The 17,256-nt window shown below is 61.3% G+C and carries 12 protein-coding genes; 6 read left to right on the plus strand and 6 right to left on the minus strand.

Translation table 11 applies throughout. The features are described 5' to 3' along the window. Positions 1-55 precede the first annotated feature (55 nt). Positions 56-550 carry a DUF983 domain-containing protein gene (locus MRBLMA1_RS10705; RefSeq protein WP_363736697.1) on the plus strand — a complete coding sequence of 165 codons (495 nt, stop codon included), beginning with the start codon at positions 56-58 and terminating at the stop codon, positions 548-550. A 686-nt stretch (positions 551-1,236) separates the two neighbouring features. Beyond that, positions 1,237-1,884 carry a prolyl hydroxylase family protein gene (locus MRBLMA1_RS10710; RefSeq protein ID WP_363736699.1) on the plus strand — a complete coding sequence of 216 codons (648 nt, stop codon included), beginning with the start codon at positions 1,237-1,239 and terminating at the stop codon, positions 1,882-1,884. A 232-nt stretch (positions 1,885-2,116) separates the two neighbouring features. On the opposite strand, the gene MRBLMA1_RS10715 is transcribed toward MRBLMA1_RS10710, so the two are convergent. The 5 genes from MRBLMA1_RS10715 to MRBLMA1_RS10735 all read right to left on the minus strand — a co-directional run bounded on the left by MRBLMA1_RS10715 (position 2,117) and on the right by MRBLMA1_RS10735 (position 8,413). Continuing rightward, on the minus strand, positions 2,117-4,807 hold the full coding sequence (locus MRBLMA1_RS10715; protein ID WP_363736701.1) for a TonB-dependent receptor domain-containing protein: 2,691 nt from the start codon (positions 4,805-4,807) through the stop codon (positions 2,117-2,119). 91 nt (positions 4,808-4,898) lie between these two features. Next, positions 4,899-6,554: a hypothetical protein gene (locus tag MRBLMA1_RS10720; protein WP_363736702.1), complete on the minus strand. Its 1,656-nt coding sequence runs from the start codon at positions 6,552-6,554 to the stop codon at positions 4,899-4,901. A gap of 247 nt (positions 6,555-6,801) precedes the next feature. Continuing rightward, on the minus strand, positions 6,802-7,182 hold the full coding sequence (locus MRBLMA1_RS10725) for a tetratricopeptide repeat protein (protein ID WP_363736704.1): 381 nt from the start codon (positions 7,180-7,182) through the stop codon (positions 6,802-6,804). 72 nt (positions 7,183-7,254) lie between these two features. After that, complete coding sequence (locus tag MRBLMA1_RS10730; RefSeq protein ID WP_363736706.1) at positions 7,255-7,554, minus strand: hypothetical protein; 300 nt, start codon at positions 7,552-7,554, stop codon at positions 7,255-7,257. Positions 7,555-7,777: 223 nt separating this feature from the next. Continuing rightward, positions 7,778-8,413: a TetR/AcrR family transcriptional regulator gene (locus MRBLMA1_RS10735; RefSeq protein WP_133654896.1), complete on the minus strand. Its 636-nt coding sequence runs from the start codon at positions 8,411-8,413 to the stop codon at positions 7,778-7,780. A 205-nt stretch (positions 8,414-8,618) separates the two neighbouring features. Between MRBLMA1_RS10735 and MRBLMA1_RS10740 the strand changes: the two genes are divergently transcribed. The 4 genes from MRBLMA1_RS10740 (at position 8,619) to MRBLMA1_RS10755 (ending at position 16,060) form a co-directional block, all read left to right on the plus strand. Then, positions 8,619-12,143, plus strand: coding sequence for a thioester reductase domain-containing protein (locus MRBLMA1_RS10740; RefSeq protein ID WP_363736708.1), 3,525 nt, complete (start codon positions 8,619-8,621; stop codon positions 12,141-12,143). 20 nt (positions 12,144-12,163) lie between these two features. Next, complete coding sequence (locus tag MRBLMA1_RS10745) at positions 12,164-13,756, plus strand: flavin-containing monooxygenase (protein WP_363736709.1); 1,593 nt, start codon at positions 12,164-12,166, stop codon at positions 13,754-13,756. 29 nt (positions 13,757-13,785) lie between these two features. Continuing rightward, positions 13,786-15,402, plus strand: coding sequence for a GMC family oxidoreductase (locus MRBLMA1_RS10750; protein ID WP_363736711.1), 1,617 nt, complete (start codon positions 13,786-13,788; stop codon positions 15,400-15,402). A gap of 148 nt (positions 15,403-15,550) precedes the next feature. Further along, positions 15,551-16,060, plus strand: coding sequence for a PepSY-associated TM helix domain-containing protein (locus MRBLMA1_RS10755; RefSeq protein WP_363736713.1), 510 nt, complete (start codon positions 15,551-15,553; stop codon positions 16,058-16,060). A gap of 249 nt (positions 16,061-16,309) precedes the next feature. Here MRBLMA1_RS10755 and MRBLMA1_RS10760 read toward each other — a convergent pair whose 3' ends face one another. Next, entirely contained in the window at positions 16,310-17,203 is an 894-nt protein-coding gene (locus tag MRBLMA1_RS10760; protein ID WP_363736714.1) for a LysR family transcriptional regulator, read from the minus strand. Positions 17,204-17,256 lie beyond the last annotated feature (53 nt).

The raw sequence follows: 17,256 nt of genomic DNA on the forward strand, positions 1-17,256 counted from the left end.
TCCAAGCGATCAAACTTTCCTGAACGATTCCCGGAAACCGCGGCCGTGATGATCAATGCCTGATTTCATGGTGTCGCCCTTCGACAATATGGGAGTCGATCCCGATCGGGTGAGTACGTCCGAGCCCGTGCTGACTGAGGCACTGGCGCTGCCCGTCACGGGTTGGGAAGCAACGATGCGCGGACTGCGTGGCCGATGTCCTCGATGTGGGGATGAGAAGCTATTCTCTCGATTCCTCAAGCCCGTTCCGAATTGCGCCCGTTGCGGACAGGACTGGTCGCATCAACAGACGGACGACTTCCCGGCCTATGTCTCGATCTTCCTGACTGGGCATCTGTTGGCGCCAGTGATCATCGCACTGGTGCACGATGCGCAGCTATCCGTGCCCATGCTCCTTGCGATCATCATGCCGCTATCGCTGACCCTGATGATCGGGCTGCTCCAGCCCGCCAAAGGCGGCATCATGGCCCTCCAGTGGTGGCTTGGCATACACGGGTTTCAAAGGGAGCGGCCGGAGACGACCGAAGCCGACGTCGAAATCCCTCAATGATGGTATGTCTGTTGATGACCTCGACAGGCAGTGCCTTGAACTGGATTATCGACGCAACGCGTGTCCCGAAATCGTCATAGGCGACCGGGAAACCGCCAAGCGACTCGCGAAGACCATAAGGGGAATGGAGAGCAATTATGCCATTCGCCCCACTTGCCATAGCCAATAGGTTCCTGGCGGAACATGGCGCAGAAAGCGGCGGCATTAGCCATATGAAGCTGCAAAAGCTGGTTTTCTATCCCAATCGTTGGTGGCTTGCTTCGCATGATGAACCTCTAACCACAGAGGCTCCGCAAGTGTGGAAGTTCTGTCCCGTGTTCAACTCCCGCTATAGCGCGCTTGCGCCCTTTGGAATGCAGCCAATTGACTCGCCGCGCCGTACTGTTCCGATTGGGACAGCGCCGATCGTACCGATGATAAGAACGAGGTGAGGGAACTGCTGAAGTGGGCTTGGCAACGCTACGGTGGACGTTCAGCCGGCCAGCTTTCTGCTATGACGCACGTATCCCAAGTTCAATCACTCTTCTGCCAAAATAGTGCTCGGTAATTTCTGTTACTATAAGATAACATTTTTGCGGTTATATGATGACAATCACCCTGCGGGAATTATCAAGGCTTGCATTTCGCGCGACGGGCAATAGCAAATCCGACTTCGCGCCATGGCGCACCCATCTTCAGGACAGAATATGGCCGACTGCATGCCTCCCTCTGCGCCCGACGCAGACCCGCAATGGATCGCCGGACATGCGCGTGTACAACGCGTGCCCAGTCGCGACCTCACCCTGTTCATCCAGCGCGGCTTCCTCTCGCAGCAGGAATGCGCCGATCTGATCGACCGGATCGAAGCCTGCCGTCGTCCCTCCACCATAGCGGACGCCAATGGCGACAGCGCCTTCCGCACCAGTGAGACATGCGACCTTGACGACGGCGATTCCTTCATCGCCACCATCGACGCCAAGCTGGCCGACTTCGCCGGCATCAATCCTATTTATGGAGAGCCCATCCAGGGCCAGCGCTATGCCGTGGGTCAGGAATTCAAGGCGCATACCGATTATTTCGAACCGGACGGTCCTGACTTCGACAAATATTGCTCAGTCGCTGGCAACCGCACCTGGACGCTGATGGTCTACCTCAATGAACCCGGCGCGGGTGGCGCGACCCGCTTCCCCAAGATTGGCAAGACGGTGCAACCCGAAACCGGCAAGCTGCTCGCCTGGAACAACCGGCTAAGGGAAGGCGCATATAATCCGGCCAGCCTGCACCACGGCATGAAGGTGCGCAGCGGCGTCAAGCACATCATCACCAAATGGTATCGGGAGAAGCCTTGGCGCTGATTACATCTGAAGGAGGAGGACGACATCGTCCCCGCGCGCCGAAATACAGCGATGCAGCTTGCGCAGCTGCTCGGCCGCGTAGGTCGCCCTCCGCCCCTCATCAGGGCAGGGACGACGACTTCCTTTCCCAGCCGCGTTGCTTGCCTCACGACGGAGGCCGCTTTGCAGGCAAGATTGACAGGCTATGGCCGATCGCTCACCGATCGGCCACGCCATGAGGAACCGAATAATATCAGAAAGTGGTCGACAGTGAAAAATTGAAGGTTCGGCCGATACGGTATTTATTGTAGATCACGGTGTTAGTCGCGTTGGACTGAGTTTCCTTATAGTTATTGCCGAGAATATTTCGGGCTTCAAACTTCACATCGAACTGCCGACCCGCCACGCGCAAGCCCTGTCGCGCGACAAAGTCCAGATTAAGGCCGGGATATTCATAAACATCAGGCTGGTTCTGATTGGCAAGGCCGCGGCTTGTCACGCGCTTGCTGGCATAGGAGAATATCAGTGTCTGCTGCGAGAGGCTTTCCTGATCCTCGACGCCAAGCTGGAAATTCACCAAATGGTCCGACTGCCCGGTTAGCGATGCGCCGTTTCGGAAATAGTCGGTCGCCAGAGTCGAGGATGCGCCGAAAACCGCCACGGCGTCATTCGGGCCGACCTTCAATTTGGACTTGGTATAGGTATAGTTGGCGATGGCAACCAATCGGCGGGAGGCGAAAAAGGGATCGCTTCCTACGCCCGACAAGTCGATATATTTCTGCAACTCGACTTCGCCCCCGTAGAGATTTGCCTTGGGCGCATTAGCGAAGCTGGTGACGAAATTGTCTCCGTTGAGTGTGATGAAGGTCTCGATCGGCTTGTCGATCTTCTTGAAGAAGCCTGCAATCGAGAAACGCTGATCGCGCGCGAAATACCATTCGTAGCGCGCTTCCGCGTTGAAAAGTTCGCTATCCTGCAAATGGGGGTTGCCCTGGTACCGGCGGTTGCTGTCCGGATCGAAATAGAATTGATAGATCAACTCGCGGAATTGCGGACGAGCAATAGTCTTGGAAGCGTTCAGGCGAACCTGCATGTCTGCCTGAACCTGCCAGGTCAGCGTCGCGCTGGGTAGCCAATAATCATTGTTGAGCTGCGTGGAGGCGGTGCTGGCGCCAGGCGTGCTGAACACCTGTAACGGTGCGACAGCTAGCTTTGCTGTTTCATAGCGGACGCCGGCATCAATCGACAGTTCCGGCGTTATCTGCCAGTTCAGTTTGCCATAGCCCGCATGGTTTTTCAGTGTCGCACGGAAAGCCGGATTGCCTTCGTTCGTCTCAATCAAACCGATATTGAAATAGTCGACGATCCCGGGCGCCAACAGCAGATCGGGCCGCAACACCCCCACGCCCTCGGGCATATCGCTCGACGCGCGGAACTGGAAGTCGCGACGCGAGCTGGTGCGGTTGGTGCTGACATAGGCGTAGCCCACCGTCGCGCCCAGCGCCGGTGACGGTCGCCAGGTGAAATCCCAACCACCCGACCATAGATCTTCATTGAGGTCTGAATAGCTGACGGTGGCCGTCTGACCTGTATTGCCGTTCAGGCGGTTGATAAACAGGTTGCCGAAGGGGTCGGCATCCGAATTGGTGCGAATATATTCAAAGGACAGTTCGTCTGGTGCCTCGCGTTGTGAATTGGCGAAGCCGCCGCGCACGTCCAGACTGAATTCGGGGCTGAACTTGAATTCGCCCACCAGCTGAGTATCGATCAGCTGCCGCTCATACCAGGCCGTGTCCTGCTCCATGATGTCGGAGGTCGGCTGGGTCTGTGTGTTGCCGATGCCGAGACGAGTATGCTTCAACGTGTCGCGAATATAGAGGTTCGTCCAGCGAATCTTGTTGTCGCCAAACTCCAGTCCCAAGCCCATGAGGGCGTTGACGATGATGCGGTTGTCGGTCGTGACTCGCTGAAAATCCGAGTTGAGCGCGGAAAGGTCCGGAGTAATCGAATTCTGCTGACGCTGGTCGCGTACGACCCACTTGTTGCTATAGCCAGCGGTTGCGATCACACCGAGCGTGGAACCGCCCAGATCGAACGAGGTGCCGCCCGCGATCGTTGCCGAATAATTGGGATCGAGATCGGAAATTCGCTGCACCGTCGCATTGCTGAAGCGAACGAGTTGGCCGGCAATTTCAGACGTGTCGACATTGCCCGAACTGATGCGCTCACCGCTGCGGAAAAAAGCTGCAAGTGCCGGTGGCAGATCGCGGCTGCCGTTGTCGAAACCGGTCCAGTCGCTTTTGCTGCCAAAATAGCTGTAGCCCGGCTGGAAGCTGCTTTCGTCATTGGCGCCAATGCCGCCGCTGATCGTCACGAAGCTTTCTGCCGGGATAACGGTCGTGGTCAGGTTGATGACACCGCCGCCGAACTCGCCGGGATAGTTGGCCGAATAGCTCTTCTGAACCAGCGAGGAGGAAACGATATTGGTCGGGAACAGGTCCAGCGGGACGACGCGCTTCAGCGGCTCGGGGCTCGGCAAGGGCGAACCGTTGAGCAGCGCAAGCGAATAGCGATCGCCAAGGCCGCGGACATAGACAAAGCCGTTGCCGACCACGGACATGCCGGTCACGCGGCCAAGCGCACCCGCGATATTGCCGTCGCCCGTGCGCGCGATGTCCGCCGAGGACAGGATGGACACCACGGCTGGGACGCTCTTCTGGATGTTGGAGCCGCGCCGCCCAGTCACAATGATGTCCGAACCGGGGATCGAAACGTCGGGCGTCGCCTCGGCGGCGGAACGGCCGGGCTGTTCCGCCGGATCGGCCGATTCCGGTTGGCTGGTGGTGGCATCGGCGGGCGCGGTCGCTTCCTGCGCTAGAGCAGCCGGCGCAACCAGCGCGGAAGAAAGAAGCAGCAGGCCCGCGAAGTTGAGCGGCGTCGCCATCGGAAGTCCCCTAATTTTATCAAGTGCAAGCATCGGGGCGGGATGCGGCCAGTGAAGACCTCATCCCGCCCCGCATTAGCTCAGGCCGGTTTTACAGCGGCACCGAGGTGCAGGCGCGGCGAGCGGTGCTCGTGTTGTCGAACGGCGCGAAGGCCGAGTTGCAGGTCCAGCCCGCGAACCAGGTGTCGTTCGCATCCTTGACCGCGCCGACATAGGTCGTCGTGTCGAAGAAGGCGTCCAGTGTCTTCGCGTCGGTCGCGGTTACGCCCGTCGTTTCGTTCGTTCCGTTGATGAACACCGCGCTTAGCGACGAGGTATAGGACACATTGTTGTTGTTGCCGGTGAAGAGCGACGCGACGTCGGCTGCGGTGTAGGCGGTCGAACCGCTGCCCGAACCGATGAACTTCGTCGCATTGCACTGCAGTAGAACCGAACGGGCCGTCAGCGTAGCGCGGGTGGAAGCCGTCCCGGTGCCGTGCAAGCGGACGCACTCATTATTCGGGGTGGCGACAATGCCGTTGACCAGCGTCAGGTCACTATTGCCGCGGTTCAGAATGGACGCCTGGTCATTAGCTTCATTATTGCTGCTGACATTGGGCTGAAGCGCTGTGAAGTTCGCCACAATCGTGTTCTGCCGCGGCGTGTCGCTTTCCAGGCCATTGCTGTCGATTTCCATCAGAGCGTCGCCCTGGCCTGGGCGTTGTACCAACAGAACGTACTGGAAACGCCCTTGGATGCCCGTGTCGGCGTCGAGGCTGTCATCGTCCGCCCCGGCCGCGATATAGTGCTTCATGCGCACGGTGCCACCGAAGAATTCCGCGCCATCGTCCGAGCTATTGAAGCTTTGGATATAGTCCAGCGTGGTGCCGCTGCCGATGCCTTCCCCGGTCAGCGCCTGGAGTTCGGTATTGGCGCCAAGCACATAGCCCGAATAGCGGATCTGCACATATTTCATGGTGCCCGCATTATAGGCGTCGTCACGACCGCCGAAAGTTGCCGGATCGGCCGAGCCTTCCGTCTGACGTTCGCAAGTGTCGGCAGCGACCGAGCCGCTGTTGCAATCAGTGGTACGCGCACGGCCGAGCAGAACAACGCCGCCCCACTGACCGATCGAGTTTTCGGTGGCGTTACCGTTGAGATTGTCGCGACTGGTGAAGACAATCGGCAAGCTCGCAGTGCCGACTGCATTGATCTTGTTGCCGCGGTTGACGGCCAGCCAGCTAGTGCCGGTGCCACCATAAAGAACGACGCCAGGATCAATGGTCAACGTTACATTGGTATCGGCGGTCAGCTGACCACCGGTCAACGAGAAGCCATTGGCCGCAGTGCAACCGACGGTCGAACTGGTGAGCGGCGCTGATGCGGTTGGCGCCGCGAAACCGCTATCGCAGCCGACATCGACGCGGCCCTTGATCTGATAGACGAGCCCGGCGATCTTCGGCAAGGTGATGCTTTTAGCGATGATCGAAGGCAGCGTGCAGACGCGCCAGGTATCGCCATTGGAACCGGAAATGGTGCCTTCGTCAGCCAGCCCTTTGGGATCGGCGATTGTCGGACAGCCAGCGGCGGCTGTGATCGCAGTCGGGGTGGGAGTCGGCGTCGGCGTGGGCGTCGGCGTGGGCGTCGGGTTGATGATCACATTACCGCCGGTACCGGGCGAAGCGATATCATCGGCGCCACAGGCGCTCAGTGCGGCGCACGCACAGCTCGCCATTAAAAGGGTGTGAAAACGGTTATGCTTGGCCATGAGGTCTCCGCTCCGGCTTGAGCCGGTTTAAAATTGGTTGCGGAGCGCAAGGGGAAAACGAATCGGACAACGCCCCCTGTCGCCCTGGCTGGAGCACCTAGGCGTCATAAAAGACAAGGAGGTTTCACCGAAATGACAGATCAGAGAAATTAAGATGACAACTTTATGACGCTCGATCAACTCAGCGCCAAGTGGCTTCTATGAAACATGCGCGCCACTGCGAAATAGGCGCGCCTTGCCAGTTGACTCAACGCATGGCGAAATTCGTCTTCAGACGCCGTATAGCATTGCGCGCAATTTCGCGCGAATAGCTTTGTCGCCCATCCGCCGTAATCAGAACGGTGTCCGGTGCGAAGCTAGCCGCTTGATAAGCATTTCGCGCGGACTTGAGTCTGCCCATGCCAGCATAAGCATTCCCAAGATTGATGAGACGCGCCGGATCATCAGCAAAATCAGAACGCAGCGACTCCAAGCGACGGGCCGCATCACGGTAATCGCCTGAAAGCAGCGCTGCCGATGCAAGACCACGATCAGAAACACCCACGACAATCGTCTCATCAGCAGCAAATGCCTCAGTCGAGACTTGTGCCGCCAAGGCCAGAACAAGGATCGCCGCCACCTTCCTCATCGATATTCTCCAAAAAATCTTTCTATTATCGCGATGAATATTGCAGAATCATGACACCATAACAAGACCGCTTCAGCCTCCGGTCCTATATTTTTTTGTCTTTAAAACAGTAGCATACTGCATTGTCTCGCCAATGTCATAATACTGTAACATAATGATGAATGACGATAACTCATGATTCGGGCGATCGCCGGACATCTTGGTTAGAAGTGCCGCTGCCGGAGGCGGAGAGAAAAACGCCAGGTACTGCTTTTCGCTGGGCAAACGTGCAGTAACGAAGGAACAAGCCCGGCCAAGGCCGACAGCAGCCGCCGCTATCGCCGGCGCCAGATTATCGTGGGTCGGTCGGTTCAGGTCGACCGCAAACAGCATGGAACCTGCCGGAACCGTGATCCGCGGTCCCGGTGGGATGAGGCTTTCGACGAGTTGCGCATATTCGTTGGCCCTGCCGAGGCAATTGGGATGCGGTGTTCGCGGGGGCAAAGATCTGCACTTGGCTACTCACCGGCGACATTCGCGGCGGCCGCGGCGGGGGGAATGACGCCAATAGTAGAAATTTCACCATAACGAATGGATGACAGGTGAGGACTTGGTATTAGAGGTTCGGATGAAGAATCTTGTGTATGATTGCAGTCACTGACGCCATGTCATTCTCGGTTCCGATCTCGGAATCCGGGTATAGCCAGTCGTGCAGAAGGACGGAACCGGCCACCATTGCAAAGGCATAACGAACTGCCCGTCCCGGCTCGACTATCGGGACCGTTTGAGAATTGACGTGCTGCTCCCGAATTCTGTCGGCAGATCCGGATAATAAATCCGACAGGCTATATCCTATCTCACGACCAATTTCGCTCGATTTTATCAAGGCCTTCAAAAGGTCGCTATTCTTGCTGAGGAAAAGATAGGTTTCCTGCGCGCCGTGCAAGTTCCTTTCCCTGATATCCGGCGCCATCGAATCCAGTTCGGCATGCAGGTCATTTATCTTGTCACGAAAAGGCTCCACTATCGATATTCTAAATAATTGAGCCTTGTTGACGAAGTATTTGAACAGAAGCCGCTCGGATATACCTGCCAGCTCCGCAATTTTCCGCGTCTTCGCCCCGGCCATTCCTTTTTCAGCGAATTCCGAACGTGCGGCGGCCAGGATAAGGGCGCGGACCTCTTCCGTTGGCCTTCGACGCCGCCGTGCTGTGGCTGGCGGTTCGCCGGCTGTTGAAGGTCGAAGATTCATGCATTCACGTCCTTCCAATAGCTTTTTTCGTGCTTCGGCCTTCGTCTCGACGGCCCGGAAGCCTTGGAAAAATGCCTGAATATGCGGGCCATCCCCTGGTCCAGTTATTCCGGCACGGGCGTATAGTCCAGTCTGCGTCTTGACATGAAAGGAAGTGAATGCTTCACAAAGGGGCCGCCTTCAGTCGGCCCAAGAGGAGAAGAGGATGACCCAAGAGGTGGACGAATGGGCGGACGTGGCAACCCTTCCCGGGGAGAGCCCGCCAGTCGATGAGCAGCTCCGGGCTATCCAGCCTGACGATCGCGTCACAGCTGCGATCGTCCAGCCAGGATTTCCGCTGACCCAGGCCTATTCGCTGCTGTTCGATGCCTATGCCAATCATCCCGCGCTGGGCGAGCGCGCCTGGCGCATGGTGGAGACGGAAGAAGCCACGCGGGTGCGCGACTATCTCGATGCTTTCTCCACGATCAGCTATGCCGAACTTGGGCAAAGGGTGACCGGACTTGCCACAGCCTGGCGACGGCATGACGAGCACATCGTCCGGCCGGGTGAATTCGTTGCGCTGTTCGGCCAGCCGGGAATTGACATCACCACCGGCATACTCGCGGCGATCTTCGCCCAGGCGGTGCACGTGCCCCTGCTGGCGTCCCAGGCGGCGGAGGACACCCGCACGATCCTGGACGAGATTGCGCCGGCAGCGATGCTGGTCGACATCCGCGATGTGGAGCGGATGGTCCCCTTCGCCCTCGCCACGCCCTCCCTGCGCAGCTTCGTCGTGCTGTCGGCCGATCTCCGCATCGACGAGGATGCGGGAATCATCGCGCGCGCGCGCGCGGCCCTGGGCCAAGCCGGCCACGCAATCGCCCTCGCCACCATCGACGAACTGATCGCCTTTGGGCGGGAGCGGACATTCGAACCGCTCCCGGCGGACCCCGCTGGCCAGGATGCCATGCTGGCGATCCTCTACACATCGGGCAGCACGGGCAAGCCCAAGGGGGCGATCTACAGCGAGGCGATCGTGCGCCTGCCGATCCTTCAGGTGGAAAAGCCGCAGGCCAATATCGCGCTCATCTTCGCGGGGATGAACCACTCGCTCGGTTACTCGCATGTCTTCCGTACCCTCGCCCAGGGTGGGACGGTGTTTTTCACCCTGAAGAGCGACATGTCCTCGCTGTTCGACGATCTGCGGATCAGCCGGCCGACCCACCTCAACCTGTTCCCTCGCGTGATTGAGCAGATTTACCAATATTTCCTTGGCGAGGTCCTGCACCGGGTGAGCAGGGGCCAGGACCGGACCGAGGCGGAGACCGCGGTTCGCCAGGCCATGGCAAAGACCTTCCTGGGCGACCGGCTGGTCTTTGCAGTGGTCGGCGGCGCCCCGATATCGCGAGAGCTGCGCCAATTCTTCATGGATACGTTCGGCGTTCCGCTATGCGTAGGCTATGGCTCGACCGAAACCTCGGGCGTGACCTTCGACGGCCGACTCGACCGCCGCTTCGTCACGGATTTCGAGCTGCGCGACGTGCCGGAGCTCGGCTATTCAAATACCGACCGCCCCTGGCCGCGCGGCGAACTGGCAGTCAAGACGCGCAGCGCCATTCCCGGCTATTACAAGGATGCCAAGGCCACGGCCGGGATCCGCGACGAGAATGGTTGGATCCTGACCGGCGATGTGTTCGAACTGCGCGAGGGCGAGGAACTGGTCTGGATCGACCGGCGAAATAATGTGCTGAAACTTTCCCAGGGCGAATATGTCGCGCTGAGCCAGTTGGAGATCGAATATGCCGGGTCGGTTCCCTGGATCAGGCAGATCTATCTCTATGGCACCTCGTTCCGGCCCAATCTGGTCGCGGTGATCGTGCCCGACCGCGACCTTGCGGCCGGGCGGCTGGGCCATGCCCCTGACGAGACGGAACTGCGCAGCCTGCTTCACGCCGGCCTGGCCGAGGCCGCGCACAAGGCCGGTCTGCGCAAGTTCGAAATCCCGCGCGATTTCATCATCGAGGATGAACCCTTCACGATCGAAAGCGGTCTGCTGTCCACCATTCGCAAGCCGCTCAGGGCCGCGTTCAACCGCAAATATCAGGAGCGCCTGGAATCGCTCTATGATGGCATTGCGGCGCGCCAGCGCGAAGAGGTGCTGATGCTGCGCAATCCGGACTCGGGTCTGACGATCGAGGAGCGCATCGCGCTTGCCCTGCGTGCTACGCTGGGGCGTGACGATATCGATTTGTCGGGTAATCTCAGCTTTCTTGATCTTGGCGGCGATTCCTTCGACGCGATCACCCTGTCCATGCTGCTGGAAGATGTCTTTGGCACCGCCATCTCAGCCAGTGCCATCCTCAGCCCCAGCGGCGGTCCGCGGCGCTGGGCCGAAATGCTTCGCGGCGGCCAGGAGGAGGACAGCCTGACCTTCGCCGCCGTCCATGGCGACAATGCGCAGGTGCTTGACGCTGCGGACCTCGACCCCGCGCGCCTGCTGCCGGACGGCGTGGGCAGGGGCGCAAGTCCCGCCAAGGATGCGGCCTTGACGCGCGTGGTGCTGGTGACCGGCGCGAACGGATTTCTGGGCCGTTTCGTCACGCTCGAATGGCTGGAGCGCCTCGCCCCGTTGGGCGGCAGGGTGATCGCCCTGGTCCGGGGCGTGGACGAGACGGATGCGCGGCGCCGGCTCGAAGACGCCTACGGCGCAGATGACGCCGAACTTGCGAAGCGGTTCAGCGAGCTTGCGGCCGACCATCTCGAGGTCATTGCCGCCGATCTGGGCGAGCGGGGCCTTGGCATCGATGCAGCCGTTCGGGACGATCTCGCCCAACGGGTGGACCGGATCGTCCATGTCGGCGCACTGGTCAACCACCGTATGTCCTACAAGGACCTGTTCCAACCCAATGTGGCAGGGACTCTCGCCCTTATCGAACTGGCGCTTGCCGGGCGGATCAAACCGATCGACTTCGTCTCCTCCCGGGCGGTCTCGGGATTGCCCGGCGTCGGCGGGGCCGATCTGGAAACGGCCGACATACGCGCCGCCCTGCCCCGGATTGCGCTCGGCGATGACTATGCTGTCGGCTATGCCGCCAGCAAATGGGCCGGCGAGGTGCTGCTGCGCCACGCGCATGAGCAGTTCGGCCTGCCGGTCAATGTGTTCCGGTGCGGGATGCTGATGGCGCATCGAAGATTCGTCGGGCAGATCAACGTCCCGGACCTGTTCATCCGCCTTCTGGCCAGTCTCGTGCTGGCGGGGGTACGCCCGCCTTCCTTCTATGCCGATGCCGCCGACCCGGCGGGGTTCGAAGGCCTGCCGGTCGACCATGTCGCCCGCGCCATGGTCGATCTCGCACTGGCCGGCGAGCCAGGCTATCGCAGCTTCGACGTTGCTCCCTCGATAGAGACGGGATCGGCCTCGCTCGATCGCGTCGCCGACTGGATCGAATCGGCCGGCTACCCCCTCGATCGGGCAAGCAGCCATGCGGAATGGCTGGCGCAGCTTGAGGCACGGCTGGAGCGCCTGCCCGCCCAGGCTCGTCAGTCCAGCGCCCTGCCGATTCTTTCCGCCTTCGCCGCGCCCATGACGCGGAGCCAGGTCCGTGCGGGAGGGGCCTTCGCCCACGCGCTGCGGAACGACGGCAGCGAAGCGCCACCGGCCCTGACGGAGGCGTATCTGCACAAGCACCTCGCCGACATGCAGCAGCATGGTCTTATCTCACCGGCTTCCAAAGGATGTGTCCAATGACGAATGAAGTAGACGCGATCGTGGTCGGCGCCGGCTTTGCCGGGCTGTACATGCTGCACAACCTGCGGGAGAAGGGCTTGTCGGCCAAGCTGATCGAGGCGGGCAAGGACGTGGGCGGGGCGTGGTACTGGAACCGCTATCCGGGCCTGCGCTGTGACGTGGAATCGACCGATTACCAGTATCAGTTCTCGGACGAGATCGAGCGCGGGTGGGACTGGCCGGAGCGCTATTCCAAGGGGCCCGTGATCCAGAACTATCTGTCCTATGTCGCCGACACGCTGGACCTGCGCCGCGACATCCTGTTCGAGACGACGGCCACGGCGGCTACCTTCGAAGAGGACAGGCAAAGCTGGCTGGTCGAGACCGATCGCGGCGGCACCTTCCGTGCCAGCTACTTCATTCTCGCGGTGGGACCGCTGACTTCGGTGAACACGCCCCCCTTTGCCGGCATGGAGGAATTCAAGGGCCGCCTGTTCCATACCGCCCGCTGGCCGGAGGATCCTGTCGACTTCACCGGCCGCCGGGTCGGAATCATCGGCACCGGCTCATCTGGCGTGCAGAGCATCCCGGTCATCGGCCAGGAAGCGGCCAGCCTGACGGTTTTCCAGCGCACCCCGGCCTTCAGCCTGCCGGCCGAAAATCGCGCGCTCTCGGCGGACGAGATTCGGCAGAAGCACGGGCAGTTCGCCAGGGACCGCGAGGTGCGTCGCGCCTCTTCGGGAGGGCTGAGCTGGATGCTGGGCACGCGCAGTGCGCTTGAGGTCAGTGACGAGGAGCGCGAGGCCGAGTTCGAGCGCTGCTGGACGTTGGGCGGCTTCGCTTTCATCCAGTCCTTCCGTGACATCCTGCTCAGCCAGGAAGCGAACGACCTTGCCGCCGATTTCATCAAGCGCAAGATCCGGGCCAAGGTGAACGACCCGGAGACGGCTGCTGTCCTGACCTCGCAGGCATATCCGTTCGGTGCCAAGCGGCCGTGCCTTGACACCAACTACTATGAAACCTTCAATCTCCCGCACGTCCAGCTGGTGGACCTGAGGAAAGCGCCGCTCGAACGGTTCTGTGCCGAAGGGATCGTCGCGGGTGGTGCAGTCCATGCATTCGACGATATCGTCCTGGCGACTGGATTCGATGCTGTGACCGGGGCCGTGCTCAAGCTGAAGATCACCGGTAAGGGTGGCCTTTCGCTCGGGGACGTGTGGTCGTCCGGACCGCAGACCTACCTCGGCATCGCTATCGCAGGCTTTCCCAACCTGTTCATGATCGACGGCGCGCAGAGCCCTTCGATCATAGTCAACGCTCCCCTGGCGATCGAGCAGCAGGTCGAATGGGTCGGCGATTGCATCGAGCAGATGCGTCGGAACGGCTACACGACAATTGAGGCCAGCGAACCAGCCCAACAAGAATGGGTTGCGCACGTGGGCGAGGTGGCCAACTACACGCTGATGGTAAATGCGGACTCCTGGGCCATGGGTGCCAATATTCCCGGCAAACCGCGCGTCTTTTCCTTCTATCTCGCCGGTCTCGATGCCTACCGCAACAGGTGCGCGGCAGTGGCTGACGGCGGCTATGAAGGTTTCCGCCTGGAAAAGGCGATGGGCGCGGTCGCCGCCTGACAGATTCGCAGGACGGACGGGAGGACGACATGGAGTTCGACTATATCATAGTCGGCGCGGGGTCGGCGGGCTGCGTCCTGGCCAACCGTCTCAGTGCGCGGACGGGCAACCGCGTCCTGCTGATCGAGGCCGGGGGCGATGATCGTCCGTTCCGCAACCCCCGGCAGTTTGTCCTGAACAGCCTGATCCACATTCCCGCCGGATACCGCTATACGATGGAGGCTCCGCCGCTTAGCTGGAACTACACGTCGGAACTGGGCGGGATCAACGCGGGCCGGTCCGCGCCGTACCCGCGCGGACGCGTCCTCGGCGGCAGCTCTTCCATCAATGGCATGATCTATGTGCGCGGACAGGCGGCGGATTACGACATGTGGTCGCAGCTTGGTTGCACCGGCTGGGGATGGAGCGATGTCCTGCCTCTGTTCAAGCGCAGCGAGGACCAATGCCGGGGGGCGGACGACGCCCATGGCGCCGGTGGCCCGCTGACGGTTTCCGACGTGCCCCGCGATCCCGTTTCGGACGCCGTTCTCGCAGCCGCCTCGCAGGCGGGACACAGGCTGGTCGACGACTATAATCGGGGCGATCCGGAGGGCTTTGCCTATATCCAGGCCACCCAGCGGCGCGGGCGGCGCCGGTCGAGCGCGGTCGCCTATCTCCACCCGATCATGCACCGCAAGAACCTCAAGGTCGAAACCGACACTCTGGTGACCGGCATCCTCATCGAGGAGGGCCGGGCGAAGGGTGTACGTGTCCGCAAGGGCGGCGAGACGCGCGAGATCGCCTGCCGGGGGGAAGTCATCCTGTGCGGAGGCGTGGTCAATTCCCCGCAGTTGCTCGAACTTTCGGGCATCGGCGATCCGGCGATCCTGCGTGCGGCAGGCATCGAGGTGCGCCACCCGCTGGCGGGCGTGGGCAAGAACCTTCAGGACCATTGGTGCACCATGCTGCGCTTCCGCCTGCGGCCGGGCACCCCGTCGATCAACACGGCGGTGAGCGGCGTCGGCCTGATGGGCGAGGTGGCGAAATATCTGTTCGCCCGGAAGGGGGCGCTATCCGCGCCGCCTGCCACTGTCATGGGGTTTGTCCGCAGCGAGGCGGTGCTCGACATCCCGGACATACAGGTCAATATGGTGAGCGCCTCGGCCGATCCCGCCACGGGCGAGATCGACAGCTTTCCCGGCGTCACCATCGCTGCTTGCCAATTGCGTCCGGCAAGCCGCGGCTCGATCCATGTCGCCAGCGCCGACGCGACCCGTCAGCCGCGCATCCTGCTCAACTTCCTCGACGCTGCCGAGGATCGCCGGAAGATCGCCGCGGGTCTTCGCATCAGCTGTGAGATATCCCGCCAGCCTGCGCTCGCATCAATAATCGAAGGGCCTGCCGGCGACCATCCGGACGAGAATGAAGAGGCGTCACTGCTCGAACATGCCCGCACTTTCGGTTACGGCATCTTCCACGGCGTGGGCACATGCGCGATGGGCGCCGACGAGCATGCTGTCGTCGATCCGCGCCTGCGCGTACGGGGCATCGCGGGTCTGCGGGTGGCGGACGCCTCGATCATGCCGCGCATCGTCTCGGGGAACACCAACGCCGCCGCGATCATGATCGGCGAAAAGGCGTCGGACCTGATCCTGGCCGACGCCTGATCGGGGACATCAACGAGTGGACCCTCGCGTCCGAGCAGATTGGGAGTGGTCGAAATGGGCCGGATGCAAGGAAAAGTAGCCATCATCACGGGTGGCGCCCGAGGGATGGGGGGCCACCGCCCGGGCCATGTCGGCTGAGGGAGCAAGCGTGATCGCGGCTCGTGCGATGCCGACCAGTGTCGCGCTGGACCGGCTGGTTGCCATTGCGCGCAGAGCCGATCCTGCGCTCGATATTCGGGAAATCCGCATCACACCCGACAATGGCGTCATCTTTCTGGGCCAATCATCCGCCTGGCTGGTACGCGACCGCGCCAATGCGGTGGTGGTCGATCCGGCGATGTCGCGGGTTGTCGCGCGGCTGGATGGACGCGCACTGAGAGCGCATCAGCGCCTTTCCGAAATGGCCGATCCGCTGCATTTCGGCACGTTCGGCGGCCTGTGGACGAAAGCCGTCTGGTTCCTCTTCGGCGCATTGCTGACGGCGATGGCCGTCACCGGCACGATGATCTGCGCGATGCGGCTGGCCAGGTCGTCACGCTCCAACGCTGGCAGCATGAAGATCGCCTGGCAAGGCATGGGCGCCTGGGGATATATTGGCATCGCCCTCATTCTCCTCACCCTGATCCTGACGCCGGGGGCGATTGGGGGAGCAAGCTGAAGGACATCGACCGATGCTCTGTAAAAACGCCTGCTTGTGATTGGGTTTCCTGGCGTTTCGGGAGACTTGGTCATGAGGCGTTTCGTCGACGGGCAAGATCGGCGGCAGGATAGTTTTCTGCCTGTATCGCTTGATGATTATGTCGCCGAGGATAACTCGGTGCGAGTGTTCGAGGCCTTCATCGATGAGCTGGATTTAGCAGCGCTCAACTTTGGCGGGATTCAACCGCGCTTCAACAGCGATTCTTCATCAACGCCACGCCATCTGCCTTGCCTGCTCCCGCATCGCCTCGATGAAGGCGCGAACCGCAGGCATGGCGGCCCTTCCGGGGTCGTAGAGCAGGCTCACCGGTATGGGCGGCGGCGCATGATCCGCCAGCACCTCGGCCAGCCGCCCGCTCGCGATGTTCGCTGCGGACTGGTAACTCAGCACATTGGCAAGCCCCACGCCCGCCTCCGCCGCGGCGATGGTCGCGTCAATACTATTGACGGTCAGCCGGGGAACCGCCTCCGCGATTGTCTCGCCTCGCGGTCCAAAAGGCCAGGCGCTGCCGACGCGCACCCCGCTGCCCGCAACGCAGCGATGCCTCGAGAGATCGGCAGGGTCCTTGGGCACACCATGCTCGGCAAGATAGGCCGGACTTGCCACGATGGTCTGCCGCACCGATCCTATCGTCACCACCCGCAGCGCGCTGTCGGTCAACGCGCCGATCCGCACCGCCACGTCGATCCCCTCTTCGATGATGCGGACATTGCGGTCGAGCAGCATCATGCGTGCTGTCAGTCCGGCATGGGTCGCCAGCAGCGCGTTGATGACAGGCAGCACATGCAGACGCCCGAACATGACCGGCGCGGTCACATAGAGCTGCCCACGCGGCACGGACCGCCCTCCCATCGCGATCTGCTCCGCCTCGCGCAATTCGGACAATATGCGCCGTGCCCGGTCGAGAAAGGCGGCCCCCTCGTCCGTCAGCGACACCGCCCGCGTCGAGCGATGGAACAGAGTGACACCAAGATGACGTTCGAGCGCCGCGATCGCACGGGTGACGGCCGGCGGCGACATTTCCAGCGCCCGCGCTGCCGCTGCAAAGCCGCGCTGGTCTGCCACCGCGACAAAGGCGGAAAGGCTCTCGAAACGATCCATTATTCCTCAAATTGAAATAGTGCAGACCAATCATCGCGGATTATCGCCATTGT

The organism is Sphingobium sp. LMA1-1-1.1, from assembly GCF_040676365.1.
GTDB lineage: Bacteria > Pseudomonadota > Alphaproteobacteria > Sphingomonadales > Sphingomonadaceae > Sphingobium.